Raw genomic sequence first — 14,865 nt, 5'->3', positions numbered from 1 at the left:
AGGTGGCCCACGTTCCAGCAGCATGTGTCCTTGACCACACCACATCACGCCCGCTATGGTCTCTCGCCAACAGATCTGGACACACGTTCAAATGGACGTTCGTCCACCTGCGGATCGAGGGAAGCACATGGCGGGCACAGGGATTCGGTCGGGGCGACCACGTCAGGCTAGTCGAGCGGCACGATGGCTGGCGGTGTCGGCGCTGATCGTCGGTATCGCGGCCGCCGGCGGAACGGTCGGCGCCGATCCTGGGACCGATCTGACTCCGTTGCGAGCCGAGGGCGCCGCCCTGGTCGACGGCTTCGGACGAACCGTGCTGCTGCACGGAGTGAACAATGTCGACAAGGACGCGCCCTACCTGACGCCCGGTGACGGGTTCACCCTCACCGACGCCTCGGCCGCGGTGTTGGCCCGGCACGGGTTCAACACGGTCCGGCTCGGCGTGTCGTTCGACGGGCTGATGCCGACCGAAGGCGTGGTCGACACCGGCTATCTTGACCGCGTCGAAGCCGTCGTCGACACCCTCGCCGCCCACGGGATCTACACCCTGCTCGACAATCACCAGGACGGGCTCTCGAAGATCTGGGGCGGCAACGGTTTTCCCGAATGGGCGATCCGGGCGAGACCGGGCGACGACGAGCCCAATCCGGGCTTTCCGCTCTATTACCTGATGCCCAGCATGAACGCCGGCTGGGACGAGGTGTGGAACGACACGTACGGCGTACTGGATCACCTCGGGAACGCGCTCGGTGCCCTGGCCGAGCGGATGAACGGACGCGCAGGCGTGCTCGGGATCGAATTGCTCAACGAACCGTGGCCCGGCACTCCGTTTCTCACCTGCTTTCCGAACGGGTGCCCCGACTTCGACGCAAAATACCAACGAGCACTGCAGAAGCTCACCGACGCCGTACGCGCCCGCAACGCGACCGTGCCGGTGTTCTGGGAACCGAACGTCACCTGGAACGAGACCATGCCGAGCCACCTCGGCAAGAATCCACCCATCACCAGCCCGAATATCGTGTTCTCACCACACGACTACTGCATTCCGAGCCAGCTCGCCATCTACCTCGACCTGCCGGAGGAACTGCGCGCGGTCTGCCCGGTGCAGCAGGACAAGACCTGGGCCAATATCGACGCGTTCACCGACCGCACCGACATCCCCACCCTCGTCACCGAATTCGGCGACGGCGACCCGACCGTGCTGCGCAACACCACCACCCGCGCCGACGAACGGTTCATCGGCTGGCACTACTGGCACTACAGCGCCGGCGAGGGCGACCCGTTCCGCGGCGACCTCGGCCGGGAACTGGTCCGCACCTACCCGCGAGCCACGGCGGGCACCCCGGAGGCGATGATCTTCGATTCCGGCACCGGCGATTTCGCCTACCGCTACCGGCCACGCGCCGCCTCGGCGCCGACCGAGATCTACGTCTCCGACCTGTTCCATCCCGACGACTACGAGGTCCGGGTGACTGGTGGACGGGTGACGTCGGCCCCGGGTGCGCGCATCGTCACCGTGGTGGCCGACAGCACCGAACCCGTCACCGTCCACATCCACCGGCCTGGATCGGCCGGCGCCGACCTGCCCTCCGGTAGCGGGAGTGGGTCCGGCACCGGATCGGCATCCGGCTTCCCCTGGTCCACCGGGTCTGCGGGCTGAGGTTCGGGCAGGCCTGGCGTAGCGCTGCCTGCGCGCATTCGGTGGTCTGCGCCGGTCCGCGCCCGAGCAAAACCTCGCCACAACCGCGACACCAGGTGTCTGTTAAGCACTGTCCCCCACCCTGATCCACATGACCTACACAGCACCGCCCCGACGCGCCGCATCGAACGGCCGATACGAGCGCGACGCCGACGGTCACCCGACATCGGCCTCCCTCGACAAGGGCGATCCCACACCCGAGCGCGGCGATCCGCTCATCGGACGCACTGCCGACGGCTCGGAGGCCGGGGTCATCGCGGCCTTCCTCGTCGACATGTCGCTGCATCTGGCGATCGGCGCCACCGTGTGGCACCTGGCCCCTGGCCCGACCGCCGTCGGGTTCGGTCTGCTCGCCTGGCTGTCGGCGTCATTTCTGCACCGCGTGGTCGTGCAGCGCTTCACCAGGACCACGATCGGGAAATGCTCGTTCGGCCTCCGGCTCCGCCACCCCGACGGCACCTACCCCACCACGTGGCGACTGATCGTCCAGTGGTTCCAGAGCGGCTGGTCCTGCTTCGACATCTTCGGCGGCCTCAACTGACACGACAGCGGTGGTCCCCCGCGGGAGACCACCACCGATCGTTAGCCAAGCTCATAGCATGCAGCTGACACAGCCCTCCACCTCGGTGCCTTCCAGCGCCATCTGACGCAACCGGATGTAGTAGAGCGTTTTGATTCCCTTGCGCCAGGCGTAGATCTGGGCCTTGTTCAGATCACGGGTAGTGGCGGTGTCCTTGAAGAAAAGGGTCAGCGACAGGCCCTGGTCCACGTGCTGGGTGGCGGCGGCGTAGGTGTCGATGATCTTCTCGTAGCCGATCTCGTAGGCATCCTCGTAGTAGTCGAGGTTGTCGTTGGTGAGATACGGGGCCGGGTAGTAGACGCGGCCGATCTTGCCTTCCTTGCGGATCTCGATCTTCGACGCCACCGGGTGGATCGAGCTGGTGGAGTGGTTGATGTAGGAGATCGAGCCGGTCGGCGGGACGGCCTGCAGGTTCTGGTTGTAGATGCCGAACTCCTGCACCGCGGCCTTCAGCTCGCGCCAGTCGTCCTGGGTGGGGATGTGCACGCCTGCGTCGGCGAAGAGCTGACGGACCTTGTCGGTCTTGGGTTCCCACACCTGCTCGGTGTACTTGTCGAAGTACTCGCCGCTGGCGTATTTCGACTCGGCGAACCCACCGAAGGCGGTACCGCGCTCCTTCGCGATCAGGTTGGAGGCCCGGATCGCGTGGTAGACCACGGTGTAGAAGTACATGTTGGTGAAGTCGACACCCTCTTCGGACCCGTAGTGGACCCGCTCGCGCGCCAGGTAGCCGTGCAGGTTCATCTGGCCGAGGCCGATGGCGTGGGACTCGTTGTTGCCCTGCTCGATCGAGGGCACCGAGTAGATGTGGGTCTGGTCCGAGACGGCGGTGAGCGCGCGGATCGAGGTCTCGATGGTCTGGCCGAAGTCCGGCGAGTCCATCGCCTTGGCGATATTGAGCGAACCCAGGTTGCAGGAGATGTCCTTGCCCACCTTGGAATACGACAGATCGTCGTTGAATTCCGACGGCGTGGAGACCTGCAGGATCTCCGAGCACAGGTTCGAGTGGGTGATCTTGCCCTTGATCGGGTTGGCCCGGTTCACCGTGTCCTCGAACATGATGTACGGGTACCCCGACTCGAACTGCAGCTCGGCGATGGTCTGGAAGAACTCGCGCGCCTTGATCTTCGACTTGCGGATGCGCTTGTCGTCGACCATCTCGTAGTACTTCTCGGTGACGTCGATATCGGCGAACGGCTTGCCGTAGATGCGTTCCACGTCGTACGGCGAGAACAGGTACATGTCCTCGTTCTTCTTCGCCAGTTCGAAGGTGATGTCGGGGATCACCACACCGAGCGAGAGGGTCTTGATCCGGATCTTCTCGTCGGCGTTCTCACGCTTGGTGTCGAGGAAGCGGTAGATGTCGGGGTGGTGCGCGTGCAGATACACCGCGCCCGCACCCTGCCGCGCCCCCAGCTGATTGGCGTAGGAGAACGAGTCCTCGAGCAGCTTCATGATCGGGATGACACCGGAGGACTGGTTCTCGATCTTCTTGATCGGCGCCCCGTGCTCACGAATATTGCTCAGCAGCAGCGCGACACCGCCACCACGCTTGGACAGCTGCAACGCCGAATTGATGGATCGCCCAATGGATTCCATATTGTCCTCGATGCGCAAAAGAAAACAGCTCACCGGCTCGCCGCGCTGCTTCTTGCCCGAGTTGAGGAAGGTGGGGGTGGCCGGCTGGAAGCGGCCGTCGATGATCTCCTCGACCAGCTGACGGGCCAGCACCTCGTCGCCTGCGGCGAGGGTGAGCGCGACCATGACGACGCGGTCCTCGAACCGTTCCAGGTAGCGCTTACCGTCGAAGGTCTTGAGGGTATAGGAGGTGTAGTACTTGAACGCGCCGAGGAAGGTGGGGAACCGGAACTTCTTGGCGTAGGCCTGCTGGAACAGGCTCTTGATGAACTCGCGGCTGTACTGCTCGAGCACCTCGGACTCGTAGTAGTTCTCCTCGACCAGGTAGTCCAGCTTCTCGTCCAGATTGTGGAAGAAGACGGTGTTCTGGTTGACGTGCTGCAGGAAGTACTGGTGGGCGGCCTCGCGATCCTTGTCGAACTGGATCTTGCCGTCGGGGCCGTACAGGTTCAGCATCGCGTTGAGGGCGTGGTAGTCGAGGACCTCGCCCGCTTCGCCGCGTGCGGCGGCCTGCTCTAGGCGGGCAGACTTACCGGCCGGTGCGGTGGTTGCTGTTGCCAAAACAATCCCAATCCCTCTCGGACGCGCGCGACGTCGGAAGCGGTTCCCATGAGTTCGAAGCGATACAGGTAGGGCACCCCGCATTTGCGCGAGATGATTTCCCCTGCGGCGCAATAGGTGTCGCCGAAGTTCGTGTTGCCCGCCGCGATCACCCCGCGCAGCAGCGCGCGGTTGTGCGGGTCATTGAGGAACTTGGCGACTTGCCGCGGGACGAGGTCCTTGTCGGACCGCTGGCCACCCATGACGTGCCGACCACCCCCGTAGGTGGGGGTGATCAGCACGTAGGGTTCGTCGACGCGCAGCGAGTCAGCGGTGTGCAGTGGAAGCCGAGTAGCCGGGAGACCCAGCTTCTCGACGAAACGATGAGTGTTCTCCGAAGCGCTGGAGAAGTAGACCAGCCCGCCCGGAGTGATCCGCTCGGGCACGGGTGCCTCCTTCCGGCGACGTCCTAGGCCGCGGCGACCGCGAGCGACTTGATGCGGTCGGGACGGAAGCCCGACCAGTGATCGTCACCGGCGACGACGACCGGCGCCTGCAGGTATCCGAGCGCCATGACGTAGTCGCGCGCCTCGGCGTTCTCGGAGATGTCGATGATGTCGTAGTCCACCCCGGCCTTGTCGAGGGCCTTGTAGGTGGCATTGCACTGGACGCAAGCGGGCTTGGTGTACACGGTGATGGTCATCTAGAGTCCCTCTCTCCTATGCCTGATCCACAGCCTGTGATCCGTATGCAGTGCACGAACGGTGTTGCTGCGCAAACTCCTGGATCTGGCGAAGAAAGCCCTGCTCGTAACCCCTTCCCTTGGGTCCGATCAGTGGTGGCTCCACACCGTCTTCCAGTACCGAAGACACTACACCTAGTGGCCGACAGATGGGAACAACACAAGGTGTTGCGAGTCGCACAGATGTAATTCCGACGCGGTAAGTCCCAGGACGCACGCTCGACACGCTGGGGAAATAGTGGCCCAGATCACGATTTTGCATCCCGGCGAGTCTCCAGCAAACCTTCGACGACACGCGGAAGGGGCGTCGCCTCCACCTCGGAAGCGACGCCCCTTCGGGTGCCGGTGACCAGCTTACGCCGTGACGAGCGTGCCGTTCGCCGCGGCGACGAGCTCGTGCACGGTGGCACCGAGCTGGGTCAGCGCCTCGGCGTCCTGGGCCGGGTGGATCTCACCGAAACGCTCACCGATGGTGCCGAAACGCGCGTGCGCGGACTCCACCACGACCCCACCGGCGACACCGACGGCCTTGACCGCGTCGCCATGGGCCCACTCGGCCGCCCGCGGGCTGATCGAAGCGCTGACCACGGCGACGGGCTTACCCTTGACAGCACCGGCGCCATACGGACGCGAGGCCCAGTCGATGGCGTTCTTCAGAACAGCGGGCAGGGTGCCGTTGTATTCGGGGGTGACCAGCAGCACGGCGTCGGCAGCGGCGACGGCGGCGCGCAGCGCCTCTGCCTGCGCGGGCACCGAGCCGGGCACATCCAGGTCCTCGTTGTAGAACGGGATCTCCGCGAGGCCTTCGTAGAGAGCGATGTCGACACCGGCGGGCGCGGTCTGCGCCGCGGTCTCGGCCAGCCTGCGGTTGATCGAGCCCGCGCGCAGGCTACCGACGAGTGTGAGGATGCGGGTCTCGGTCATGTCGTCTCCTGGTGTACTCAATGGGGTATCGAAGTTCGAATACGACAACCGGACTGCAGTCCGATTACTTCCCACAGAGGACGTGTGAACGGCGTGAGCTACAGCACACCAAGCCCGGACGGTGCCCCGCTGCTGCGTATCGGGCCGACGCAGCCGAGTACCGCCGAGCCGACGCAACGCGCCGACGCCGCCCGCAATCGCGCACTGCTGCTCGACGCCGCCCAGCAGCTGGTGCGCGAGCACGGCGTCGCCGGGCTCACCATGGACGCGGTCGCCAAGCGGGCCGGAGTCGGTAAGGGCACCGTGTTCCGCCGGTTCGGCAACCGCACCGGGCTGATGCTGGCGCTGCTCGACCACTCCGAGCAGAAGTTCCAGGCCGCGTTCATGTTCGGGCCCGGTCCACTCGGACCGGAGGCCGACCCGGTCCAGCGGCTGATCGCGTTCGGGCGGACCCGGCTGCTCGACATCGAGATCGAGGGCGACCTGCACCGGGCCGCCGAGGAGAAGGGCCGCTTCGGCGCCGGGCCCTATGCCCTGCACAAGTCGCACATCACCCTGCTGCTGCGGGCCGCAGGCGTCGACGGGAACCTGCCGCTGATCGCCGACAGCCTGATGTCGGCGCTGTCGGCGGCACTGGTCATTCATCAGGTGGACATCCTCGGCTACACCCGCGCTCAGCTCGGCGACAACTGGGAATGGCTCGTTCGCCGGGTCGTTTCGCCTGCCGCGCAAGTAGAGTGAGACGGCATGGGGACACTGCGTGAACAGATCATCGCCGAGTTGGGCGTGCTGCCGGAGATCGAGCCGAAACAGGAGGTCCGCCGCCGCGTCGACTTCCTCAAGGACTACCTGAAGTCCACCCCGGCCAAGGGCTTCGTGCTCGGCATCAGCGGCGGCCAGGACAGCGCGCTGGCAGGCAGGCTGTGCCAGCTCGCCGTCGAGGAGTTGCGTGCCGAGGGCGTCGAGGCGAGCTTCCTCGCGGTGCGGCTGCCCTACGGCGTGCAGGCCGACGAGCACGACGCGCAGGTCTCGCTGAACTTCGTCGACCCGGACCGGTCGGTCGTGGTGAACGTGCGCCCCGGCGCCGACGCGATGGCCGTCGAGGTCGCGGGCGCGCTCGATCACGAGCGGCTGCGCGATTTCGTGCGCGGCAACATCAAGGCCCGCGAGCGGATGGTGGCGCAGTATGCCCTGGCCGGGCAGGAGAATCTGCTGGTCGTCGGCACCGATCACGCGGCGGAGGCGGTCACCGGGTTCTTCACCAAGTTCGGGGACGGTGGCGTAGACCTCACCCCGCTCACCGGCCTCAGCAAGCGCCAGGGCGCCGCACTGCTGCAGGAACTCGGCGCGCCGTCGAGCATCTGGTCCAAGGTCCCCACCGCCGATCTGGAGGACGACCGTCCCGCACTGCCCGACGAGGAAGCACTCGGCCTTCGCTACGCCGAGATCGACGACTACCTCGAGGGCAAGCAGGTCACCGCCGAGGTCGCCGCGAAGGTGGAGTCGATCTTCACCAACACCAGGCACAAGCGCACGGTGCCGGTCACCCCGCTCGACACCTGGTGGCGCTGAGCGTCAGCAGATGACGGCGCCGTCGCCGAACGCGGTGGCGCGCGACAGGTCACGGAGCAGGTCGTAGTCGATCTTCGCCGGGTCGCGGAAACGCAGCCAGCCCTTGCCCATGTCGTGGCTCGCCAGCCGATCGGCGAAGGCGTCGCGGACATCGGCGCGCAGCAGAGCCGCGCTCTGCACCATCGGGCTACCCGCCCGCGAACGGGGGCATCACGTCGACGCGGTCGCGCAGCGCGGTCGACGGGTCGCGGGTGAGTTCGTCGCCGATCAGGAAGGCGCAGACGCCGACGAGCGAGTCGACCTCGGGGCCGTAGGTGGTGGCGAGGGTGGCGCGCAGGTCGGCGACGGTCGCGCCGGGGGGCAGGTCGAGCGCTTCGGTGTTCTTGCCGACCGCGTCGGCGATGGCGGCGAAATAGCGGACCTCAACCACCGATGGCTCCCATCGTGCGTTCCGGGGGGACGAAGCCGGCGGCGTCGATGCCGTGGCCCGCCCATTTCTGCCACATAGCGCCGCGCCACAGCTCGGCGATCTCGTCGTCACCCGCGCCTGCCCGCAGCGCGGTCCGTACGTCGAATTCCTGGTCGCTGAACAGGCATGAGCGCAGCATGCCGTCGGCGGTGAGCCGGGTGCGGTCGCAGCTGTCGCAGAACTTGCGGGTGACGGTGGCGATGATGCCGACTGTCGCCGGGCCGCCGTCGACCAGCCATTTCTCGGCGGGCGCCGAGGGGTCGGCGCGACCGGCCGCGGTGAGGGTGAAGCGTTCGCCGAGCACCTCGAGCAGATCGGCGGCGGTGACCATGTTCTCGCGCGCCCATTCGTGGTCGGCGTCGAGCGGCATCTCCTCGATGAACCGCAGCTCACACTCGTGTGCCAGACACCAGGCCAGCAGATCGGCGGCGCCTGCCAGGTTCTGGCGCATCAGCACGGCGTTCACCTTCACCGGGGCCAGGCCGGCGTCGCGGGCGGCACGGATGCCGCGCAGCACCGACTCGAGCCGGTCACGGCGGGTGAGGCGGGCGAAATCGAGCCGGTCGACGGTGTCGAGGGAGACATTGACCCTGGACAGTCCGGCGGCGGCGAGCGCGGCGGCACGGTGTTCGAGGCCGACGGCGTTGGTCGTCATGGCCAGCGGGACATCGGGCACCGCGGCGTGGCAGCCCGCGATGATCTGCTCGAGCTCGCGGCGCATCAGCGGCTCACCGCCGGTGAAGCGCACCTCGTGTACTCCGAGTTCACGCACCGCGAGGGTGACCAGGCGGATGATCTCGTCGGCACCGAGCAGCTCGTCGCGGGGAATCGGCGGCAAGCCCTCCTCGGGCATGCAGTAGGTACAGCGCAGCGAGCATTTCTCGGTGATCGAGACGCGCAGGTCGCGGGCGATCCGGCCGAAGCGGTCGACGAGGAACGGCGTCTCGGGCCGGCCGTCCAGGGAAGGCCGCTCCGATCGCACAGCGGGAATCCCCATTTCGACCAGCGTCACCCCTTCAGTATGCCCCGGACGGGCGGTCGGGCACGGCCCGGATCGCCGATCCGTCACCAGCTCGTCAGCTCACCGTGGCGGGGTGGCGGCGGTGAGCCGTGCGGCGCGCTCGCGGCAGGGACGACGCCATTAGGCTGACACCATGAACCACCGGCACGCCACCGCGTCGGCGCGCAGCGTCGACGACTACCGCGACACCGTCGCCGCGCTGCTGGCCCCGCTCGCCGACCGCCCCGCCGAATCGGTGGCCGTCCCGGACGCGCTGGGCCGGGTGCTGGCCACCGAGGTGCGCTCACCGATCGATCTGCCGGTGTTCCGTAATTCGGCGATGGACGGATACGCGGTGCGCGCCGCCGAGGTGGCCGTCACACCGGTGACGCTGCCGGTCGCCGGCGTGGTCGCGGCGGGCAGGCCGGGCACGACGCCGCTGCCTGCCGGGTCGGCGATGAAGGTGATGACCGGTGCGCCCATCCCGCCGGGCGCGGACTGCGTGGTTCCGGTCGAGGACGTGCGGGCCGACCAGGACCGCATCGTGGTCGAGCGCGGACGCGCAGAGGGTGAGTTCGTGCGCGAGGCGGGCACCGACGTGCGCGCCGGCGCGCTGGTCGCGCGGGCCGGGACCGTGCTCGCGCCCCGGCATATCGCGGCGCTGGCCGCGGTCGGGCTGGCCACCGTGCCGGTGCTGCGCCGCCTGCGCGCGGTCTGTCTCACCACCGGTGACGAACTGCGTCCCGCCGGTGCCGAGCTGGCGCCGGGACAGATCTACAACTCGAACGGGATCGCGCTGGCGGCCGCGCTGCGGGCCGACGGGGTGGAAGTGGTCGAGGTCGCGCACAGCAGCGACGACGCGGACGAGTTCACCCTGGTGCTCCGGGCCGCGGTGGCGGCGGCGGACCTCGTGTTCACCTCGGGCGGGGTGTCCAAGGGCGACTTCGAGGTCGTCAAGGAGGTGTTGCAGCCGCTGGGTGGGGTGTTCGGCGCGGTCGCGGTGCAGCCGGGCGGGCCGCAGGGGTACACCGTCGTCGACGGGGTGCCGGTACTGAGTTTCCCGGGGAATCCGGTGAGCACCACGGTGTCGTATGTGGTGTTCGCGCGGGAGGTGGTGCGTGCGCTGGGCGGGCTGCCGGCCCCGGACACCGCCGAGGTGATCCTGCGCACGCCGGTGCGCTCCCCCGCGGGCAGGCGCCAGTATCTGCGCGGGCTGCGCACCGACGACGGCGTCGAGGTGATCTCGGGCCCGGGTTCGCATCTCATCGCCGGGATGGCCTGGGCCGATGTGCTCGTCGACGTGCCCGCCGAGGTCACCGCGCTGCCCGCCGGTGCCACTGTGCGAATCTTGACCCTATGAGTGAGTTGTCGCATGTCGATCGCGAAGGCCGGGCCCGCATGGTCGATGTGAGCGCCAAGGCCGAGACCACCCGGATCGCGGTGGCCGCGGGCGAACTGCGCACGACCGCCGAGGTGATCGCGCTGGTCAGGGCCGACGACATGCCCAAGGCCGACGTGCTGTCCACGGCCCGGCTGGCCGGGATCTCCGGCGCCAAGAAAACCTCCGAGCTGATCCCGCTGTGTCATCAGCTGGCGCTGTCGTCGGTGAAGGTGGAGTTCGGATTCACCGATACCGCGATCACCATCGAGGCGAGCGCGAAGACCACCGGGCAGACCGGGGTGGAGATGGAGGCGCTCACCGCGGTGGCGGTGGCGGGTCTCACGCTGCACGACATGGTGAAGGCGGTCGATCCGGCGGCGGTGCTGAACAATGTGCGGCTGCTCACCAAAGAGGGTGGCAAACACGGGCATTGGACGCGGCCGGAGCACGTGGAAAGCACCGCGGCCGGGCGCGCCGCGGCTGACCCGACCTCGGGTAGCGACGGCGCGCCGGTGGCCGCGCCGCGTCCTCATCCGGATCGCGATTCGCGCTCCGCCGTGGTCCTTGTCGCGTCCACCCGTGCCGCGGCGGGCACCCGCGCCGACACCACCGGTCCCGCTATCACCGAATGGCTTGCCGCCCAGGGTTTCTCGGTGCGCGGCCCCCTGGTGTACCCCGATGCCGAGATCGGCACCGGCCTGGCCGACGCGCTGCTCGACGGCCCCGCGCTGGTGATCACCACCGGCGGCACCGGTGCCTCGCCCACCGATTCCACCCCGGAGGCGACACGGGCTGTGCTCGATCGGGAACTGCCCGGCGTCGCCGACGCGATCCGGCAGCGCGGCACCGCAAAGTTCCCGCTCGCGGCCCTGAGCCGGGGGGTGGCCGGCCTGGCCGGGTCCACCATCGTGGTGAATCTGCCCGGTTCGCCGGGCGGGGTGAAGGACGGGATCGCCGTCCTGGAACCTCTGCTGAACCATCTGCTCGCGCAAGTAGCCGGAGGCGGCGATCATGAGTGACAACGGCGCGGTGCGCCTGACCGCGATCAGCGACCGGGATCTCGACCCGGTCGCCGTCGAAAATGCCGTCGACGGACCGGAATTCGGTGCCGTCGTGGTGTTCACCGGCAAGGTACGCAACCACGACGACGGGCAGGCGGTGACCGCGCTGGAGTACTCGGCGCATCCGCAGGCCGAGCGGTTCCTGCAGGCGGTCTGCGCCGAAGTCGCTGCCGCGCACGGACTCCCGGTGGCGGCCACGCACCGGATCGGCTCGCTCACGATCGGCGATCTGGCGATCGTGGTCGCGGTCGCGGCACCGCATCGGGCCGAGGCCTTCACCGTGTGTGCCGAACTGGTGGACCGGATCAAGCACGAAGTGCCGATCTGGAAGCGGCAGCTGTTCGCCGACGGGCTCTCCGAATGGGTCAACGCCTGCGGCTGAGCCTCACTCCGTGGTGTAGCGCCAGACGCCGAGCATCGCCTGCTCATCCATCGGCTCGTCGCCGTCGAAGACCGTGCCGCGCAGCCGATCCAGCGCCGCGTCCTGATCGAGACCTGCGCCGATCAGGACCAGGTTCGACACCCGTTCCTCCCCGCGCGCCCATGGTCCGGCGGTGAACACCACATGCCTGCCGACCAGGTGCAGTTCGAACTTGCGCCGCTCCCCCGCCACGGCGAACGCGACGCAACCCTTCGCCCGGAACAGGCCGGTCGGTGGGTCTTCCAGGAAGCCGATCAGGGCGCGCGGGTCGAGCGGGCGTTTGCTGGTGAACGACACCGAGACGTACTCGTCGTGCAGGTGCCGGTGGTCGGGGTCGTCGTGGTCGTGGTCGTCGAGCAGCGCGTCGAAACTCAGCTGCTGGGCGACCTTCGGTTCCGCGCGCACACGTTCGTCGAACAGCAGCCCTGGATCGACGCGGCCGTGCGTGGTCGCGTACACCGGGACCTGACCGACCCACTCGCCGATCCGCGCCCGTAGCGCGGCCAGCTCCGCGGCGGGCACCAGGTCGGCCTTGTTCACCAGCACCAGATCAGCCAACCGCAGGTGGGTGACGAGTTCCGGGTGCTGCTCGCTGGTTTCGCCGAACAGCTCGGCGTCGACCACCTCGACCAGCCCACCGTAGGCGATGCGTGGATTCGGGTTGGCGATCACCATGCGGATCAGATTCCGTGGTTCGGCCAGGCCGCTGGCCTCGACCACGATCACGTCGACGGCGCTGCGCGGCTGGGCGAGGCGCCCGAACAGGTCGTCGAGTTCGGACACGTCGACCGCGCAGCACACGCATCCGTTGCCGAGCGACACCATCGCGTCGACCTGCCCCGCCACCAGCATCGCGTCGATGTTCACCGCACCGAAGTCGTTGACCACCACCCCGATCCGGGTACCCCGGTTGTTGCGCAGCAGATAGTTGAGCAGGGTCGTCTTCCCCGCCCCGAGAAACCCCGCAACGATCACCACAGGAATCACCGTTGCCATCTTGCCTCGCCGCGACGACGGGCCGCACGGGCCCCCGGCTCCGCACACGACGGAGCCGCCCGGTCGCGCCGGGCGGCTCCGGTACCGCCGCGCTACTCCGCCGGGCCGAAGACCAGGCCGACCAGGGTGTACGCGAGATTGATCAGCTGGTTGGTGATGACGGTGTCGTCCGCGCCGAGTGCCTGGGCCAGCGGCATCAGCAGTTCCATGACCAACCGCACCGGGCCGCCCATCGCGCTGCTCAGCGAACCGAGATCCAGTTCCGGTTCGTCCGGGGACTCGACCTCGGGTTCCACGGTGCGGCTGCGCGGCGCGGGGGCCTCAGCCGCTCCCGGCGGCGCGGTACGCACTTCGGTGACGTCGGGGAAGGTCAGGTGAGCGCCCGAACCGGTCGGCGGCATGGGTGCGGCCGGTCGCTGCTGGGCGGGTTCGGGATCGGCCGGCGCGGGCTCACCGCCCGGCATGGTGAAATGCCCGCTCGACCCGCTCGGCAGTCCGGGATCGGCGGACACCGGGGTTCCCGCCGGGGCCACGAGTTGTGGCGTGGTGGGTTCCTGGGACGCCGGGCCCTGCCTGCTCGAGTCGCCTGCGGCTGGAGCCGTTGTGGTCGGCGCCGGAGTGCCGGTCGGCGAGGTGGACGAATCAGCCACCGCGCCGTCGGGCTCCGGTGGTTGCGCCGGGGTGGGCGTGGCGCCATCCGTTGCGGCCGGATCGGCGGGTGCGGGGGTCGGCGTGGGGTCACCGGATCCAGCAGACTCGGTGGGCGCCGGAGTCGGCGTGGTTTCCCCCGTTGTGGCCGGTTCGGCGGGGACAGGGGTCGGCTCCGTCGTCGGGTCGACGGGGCCGGGTGGTGACACCGGCAACTCGGCCGGGGCGGGCGCGAAGACGGCGGGCCGGTCGCCGGCCGACCCGGAGTACATGGGTGCAGGCACGTTCGGGTCGACGGCCTGGGCCGGTTCGGGGGTTCCGGTGGTGTCCGCCGCGTCGACCGGCCGGTCCCCGGTGGCCACGACCGGCTTGTTCAGCAGGAAGCCGACGACGCCGGTCGTGATGGCGATCGCGTGTTCGAGCTGGCCCTCGCGGGATTCGAGGAGGGCGGCGTCCTCGGGGTTGGCGCCGTTGCCCATCTCCACGAACACCAGCGGAACCTTGGTCAGGGCGGGGCCCGCGACATCGGCCCTGGTCTGCAGCCCATCGCTGACACCGGCGTAGGTGGCGGCGGGGAAGCCCGCGGCGAGGTAGGCGTCGCGGACGGCGGCCGAGGCCGCGCGGCCCGCGCCGGACTGGGCGGCGTCGGCGGCGGGATCGGGGATCGGCAGTTCGGGCACGATCAGGTGGAAGCCGCGCTGGTCGGCGGGTGCGCTGTCGGCGTGGATGCTTACCGCGACGGCGGCGCCGGAGGCATTGGCGGCCTGCGCGCGCTCGTCGATGCAGCCGCCCCAGCCGGTGTCGTCGGCGCGGCTGAGGACCACATCGGCGCCGAGGGCCTGCAGCGATGCCTGCACCAGCTCGCTGACCTGCCAGTTGATGGTGTGCTCTGGCACGCCGTTGCGCGACACCATGCCGGTGGTCTGGCAGTCCTTGGTGCCGCCGCGACCGTTGTCGACCTGGCGGGCCAGGTTCTCCGAATGCCCCGGCCCCTGGTGACCTGGGTCGAGGAAGATCGTCTTGCCCGCGAGCTGATTGCCCGCCGGTTCGGGCGCGGCCGCGGCCTGCTGGGGCATGAGACCCGTCAGCGAGAGGACGACCGCGGCGGAGACGGTGGAGCAGAGACCGGCCTTGATGATGTTTGGTTGCATGTTCGGTCGGCGCTCCGGAACGGGGCGCCCCTCCCTTCCCATT

The 14,865-nt window shown here is 68.6% G+C and carries 16 protein-coding genes; 7 read left to right on the top strand and 9 right to left on the bottom strand.

All coding sequences use genetic code 11. The features are described 5' to 3' along the window. The first annotated feature begins 193 nt into the window (after window positions 1-193). Complete coding sequence (locus tag ACFOW8_RS15415; protein WP_449289774.1) at window positions 194-1,660, top strand: endoglycoceramidase I; 1,467 nt, start codon at window positions 194-196, stop codon at window positions 1,658-1,660. A 130-nt stretch (window positions 1,661-1,790) separates the two neighbouring features. Further along, window positions 1,791-2,240, top strand: a complete 450-nt coding sequence (locus ACFOW8_RS15410) for an RDD family protein (RefSeq protein ID WP_378551305.1) — start codon at window positions 1,791-1,793, stop codon at window positions 2,238-2,240. Window positions 2,241-2,291: 51 nt separating this feature from the next. On the opposite strand, the gene nrdE is transcribed toward ACFOW8_RS15410, so the two are convergent. The 4 genes from nrdE to ACFOW8_RS15390 form a co-directional block, all read right to left on the bottom strand. Next, the gene (gene nrdE, locus ACFOW8_RS15405; protein ID WP_378552018.1) at window positions 2,292-4,373 is read right to left on the bottom strand and encodes a class 1b ribonucleoside-diphosphate reductase subunit alpha; all 2,082 of its coding nucleotides are present in this window, start codon (window positions 4,371-4,373) and stop codon (window positions 2,292-2,294) included. Between the two features lie 59 nt (window positions 4,374-4,432). Then, window positions 4,433-4,903, bottom strand: coding sequence for a class Ib ribonucleoside-diphosphate reductase assembly flavoprotein NrdI (gene nrdI, locus ACFOW8_RS15400; protein WP_378551304.1), 471 nt, complete (start codon window positions 4,901-4,903; stop codon window positions 4,433-4,435). A 23-nt stretch (window positions 4,904-4,926) separates the two neighbouring features. Continuing rightward, window positions 4,927-5,160, bottom strand: a complete 234-nt coding sequence (locus ACFOW8_RS15395) for a redoxin NrdH (RefSeq protein ID WP_378551303.1) — start codon at window positions 5,158-5,160, stop codon at window positions 4,927-4,929. A 393-nt stretch (window positions 5,161-5,553) separates the two neighbouring features. After that, window positions 5,554-6,123 (bottom strand): NAD(P)H-dependent oxidoreductase, encoded by a 570-nt coding sequence (locus ACFOW8_RS15390; RefSeq protein ID WP_378551302.1) that lies wholly within the window; start codon window positions 6,121-6,123, stop codon window positions 5,554-5,556. 93 nt (window positions 6,124-6,216) lie between these two features. Between ACFOW8_RS15390 and ACFOW8_RS15385 the strand changes: the two genes are divergently transcribed. Both ACFOW8_RS15385 and nadE read left to right on the top strand, forming a co-directional pair. Continuing rightward, on the top strand, window positions 6,217-6,864 hold the full coding sequence (locus ACFOW8_RS15385) for a TetR/AcrR family transcriptional regulator (protein WP_449289773.1): 648 nt from the start codon (window positions 6,217-6,219) through the stop codon (window positions 6,862-6,864). Between the two features lie 6 nt (window positions 6,865-6,870). Next, a complete protein-coding gene (gene nadE / locus ACFOW8_RS15380) occupies window positions 6,871-7,695 on the top strand; it encodes an ammonia-dependent NAD(+) synthetase (protein WP_378551300.1) in 825 nt (274 codons plus the stop codon). 3 nt (window positions 7,696-7,698) lie between these two features. On the opposite strand, the gene ACFOW8_RS15375 is transcribed toward nadE, so the two are convergent. Genes ACFOW8_RS15375 through moaA form a run of 3 tightly spaced genes read right to left on the bottom strand, consistent with a single transcriptional unit; the run spans window position 7,699 to window position 9,176 of the window. Then, on the bottom strand, window positions 7,699-7,878 hold the full coding sequence (locus tag ACFOW8_RS15375; protein ID WP_378551299.1) for a hypothetical protein: 180 nt from the start codon (window positions 7,876-7,878) through the stop codon (window positions 7,699-7,701). A gap of 4 nt (window positions 7,879-7,882) precedes the next feature. Further along, window positions 7,883-8,125, bottom strand: coding sequence for a MoaD/ThiS family protein (locus ACFOW8_RS15370; RefSeq protein WP_378551298.1), 243 nt, complete (start codon window positions 8,123-8,125; stop codon window positions 7,883-7,885). Beyond that, window positions 8,118-9,176, bottom strand: a complete 1,059-nt coding sequence (moaA, locus tag ACFOW8_RS15365) for a GTP 3',8-cyclase MoaA (protein WP_378551297.1) — start codon at window positions 9,174-9,176, stop codon at window positions 8,118-8,120. Before moaA ends, ACFOW8_RS15370 begins: the two co-directional genes overlap by 8 nt. A gap of 142 nt (window positions 9,177-9,318) precedes the next feature. Here moaA and ACFOW8_RS15360 point away from each other — a divergent pair, with 142 nt between their 5' ends. The 3 genes from ACFOW8_RS15360 to ACFOW8_RS15350 are packed head-to-tail and all read left to right on the top strand — an operon-like array spanning window position 9,319 to window position 11,988. After that, the gene (locus ACFOW8_RS15360; RefSeq protein ID WP_378551296.1) at window positions 9,319-10,524 is read left to right on the top strand and encodes a molybdopterin molybdotransferase MoeA; all 1,206 of its coding nucleotides are present in this window, start codon (window positions 9,319-9,321) and stop codon (window positions 10,522-10,524) included. Then, the gene (gene moaCB / locus ACFOW8_RS15355) at window positions 10,521-11,564 is read left to right on the top strand and encodes a bifunctional molybdenum cofactor biosynthesis protein MoaC/MoaB (protein WP_378551295.1); all 1,044 of its coding nucleotides are present in this window, start codon (window positions 10,521-10,523) and stop codon (window positions 11,562-11,564) included. The genes ACFOW8_RS15360 and moaCB overlap by 4 nt, the downstream gene beginning before the upstream one ends. Further along, window positions 11,557-11,988 carry a molybdenum cofactor biosynthesis protein MoaE gene (locus ACFOW8_RS15350; RefSeq protein WP_378551294.1) on the top strand — a complete coding sequence of 144 codons (432 nt, stop codon included), beginning with the start codon at window positions 11,557-11,559 and terminating at the stop codon, window positions 11,986-11,988. The genes moaCB and ACFOW8_RS15350 overlap by 8 nt, the downstream gene beginning before the upstream one ends. Before the next feature lie 3 nt (window positions 11,989-11,991). On the opposite strand, the gene ACFOW8_RS15345 is transcribed toward ACFOW8_RS15350, so the two are convergent. Continuing rightward, window positions 11,992-13,023, bottom strand: coding sequence for a CobW family GTP-binding protein (locus ACFOW8_RS15345; protein ID WP_378551293.1), 1,032 nt, complete (start codon window positions 13,021-13,023; stop codon window positions 11,992-11,994). Between the two features lie 92 nt (window positions 13,024-13,115). Beyond that, the gene (locus ACFOW8_RS15340) at window positions 13,116-14,822 is read right to left on the bottom strand and encodes an N-acetylmuramoyl-L-alanine amidase (protein ID WP_378551292.1); all 1,707 of its coding nucleotides are present in this window, start codon (window positions 14,820-14,822) and stop codon (window positions 13,116-13,118) included. Between the last annotated feature and the right edge of the window lie 43 nt (window positions 14,823-14,865).

Origin of the sequence: Nocardia rhizosphaerae, from assembly GCF_042650365.1 — a bacterium.
Classification (GTDB): Bacteria; Actinomycetota; Actinomycetes; order Mycobacteriales; family Mycobacteriaceae; genus Nocardia; species Nocardia rhizosphaerae.
Note: the sequence above shows the minus strand (reverse complement) of the source record. Positions and strands in the feature narration are given on the sequence as shown.

What these genes read in the sequence shown, in the direction of transcription:
- ACFOW8_RS15410 (WP_378551305.1), top strand. Translation starts at nt 1,791, where the DNA reads ATGACCTACACAGCACCGCCCCGACGCGCCGCATCGAACGGCCGATAC.
- nrdE (WP_378552018.1), bottom strand. Translation starts at nt 4,373, where the DNA reads ATGCTGAACCTGTACGGCCCCGACGGCAAGATCCAGTTCGACAAGGAT.
- ACFOW8_RS15395 (WP_378551303.1), bottom strand. Translation starts at nt 5,160, where the DNA reads ATGACCATCACCGTGTACACCAAGCCCGCTTGCGTCCAGTGCAATGCC.
- ACFOW8_RS15390 (WP_378551302.1), bottom strand. Translation starts at nt 6,123, where the DNA reads ATGACCGAGACCCGCATCCTCACACTCGTCGGTAGCCTGCGCGCGGGC.
- nadE (WP_378551300.1), top strand. Translation starts at nt 6,871, where the DNA reads ATGGGGACACTGCGTGAACAGATCATCGCCGAGTTGGGCGTGCTGCCG.
- ACFOW8_RS15375 (WP_378551299.1), bottom strand. Translation starts at nt 7,878, where the DNA reads ATGGTGCAGAGCGCGGCTCTGCTGCGCGCCGATGTCCGCGACGCCTTC.
- ACFOW8_RS15360 (WP_378551296.1), top strand. Translation starts at nt 9,319, where the DNA reads ATGAACCACCGGCACGCCACCGCGTCGGCGCGCAGCGTCGACGACTAC.
- moaCB (WP_378551295.1), top strand. Translation starts at nt 10,521, where the DNA reads ATGAGTGAGTTGTCGCATGTCGATCGCGAAGGCCGGGCCCGCATGGTC.
- ACFOW8_RS15350 (WP_378551294.1), top strand. Translation starts at nt 11,557, where the DNA reads ATGAGTGACAACGGCGCGGTGCGCCTGACCGCGATCAGCGACCGGGAT.
- ACFOW8_RS15345 (WP_378551293.1), bottom strand. Translation starts at nt 13,023, where the DNA reads ATGGCAACGGTGATTCCTGTGGTGATCGTTGCGGGGTTTCTCGGGGCG.
- ACFOW8_RS15340 (WP_378551292.1), bottom strand. Translation starts at nt 14,822, where the DNA reads ATGCAACCAAACATCATCAAGGCCGGTCTCTGCTCCACCGTCTCCGCC.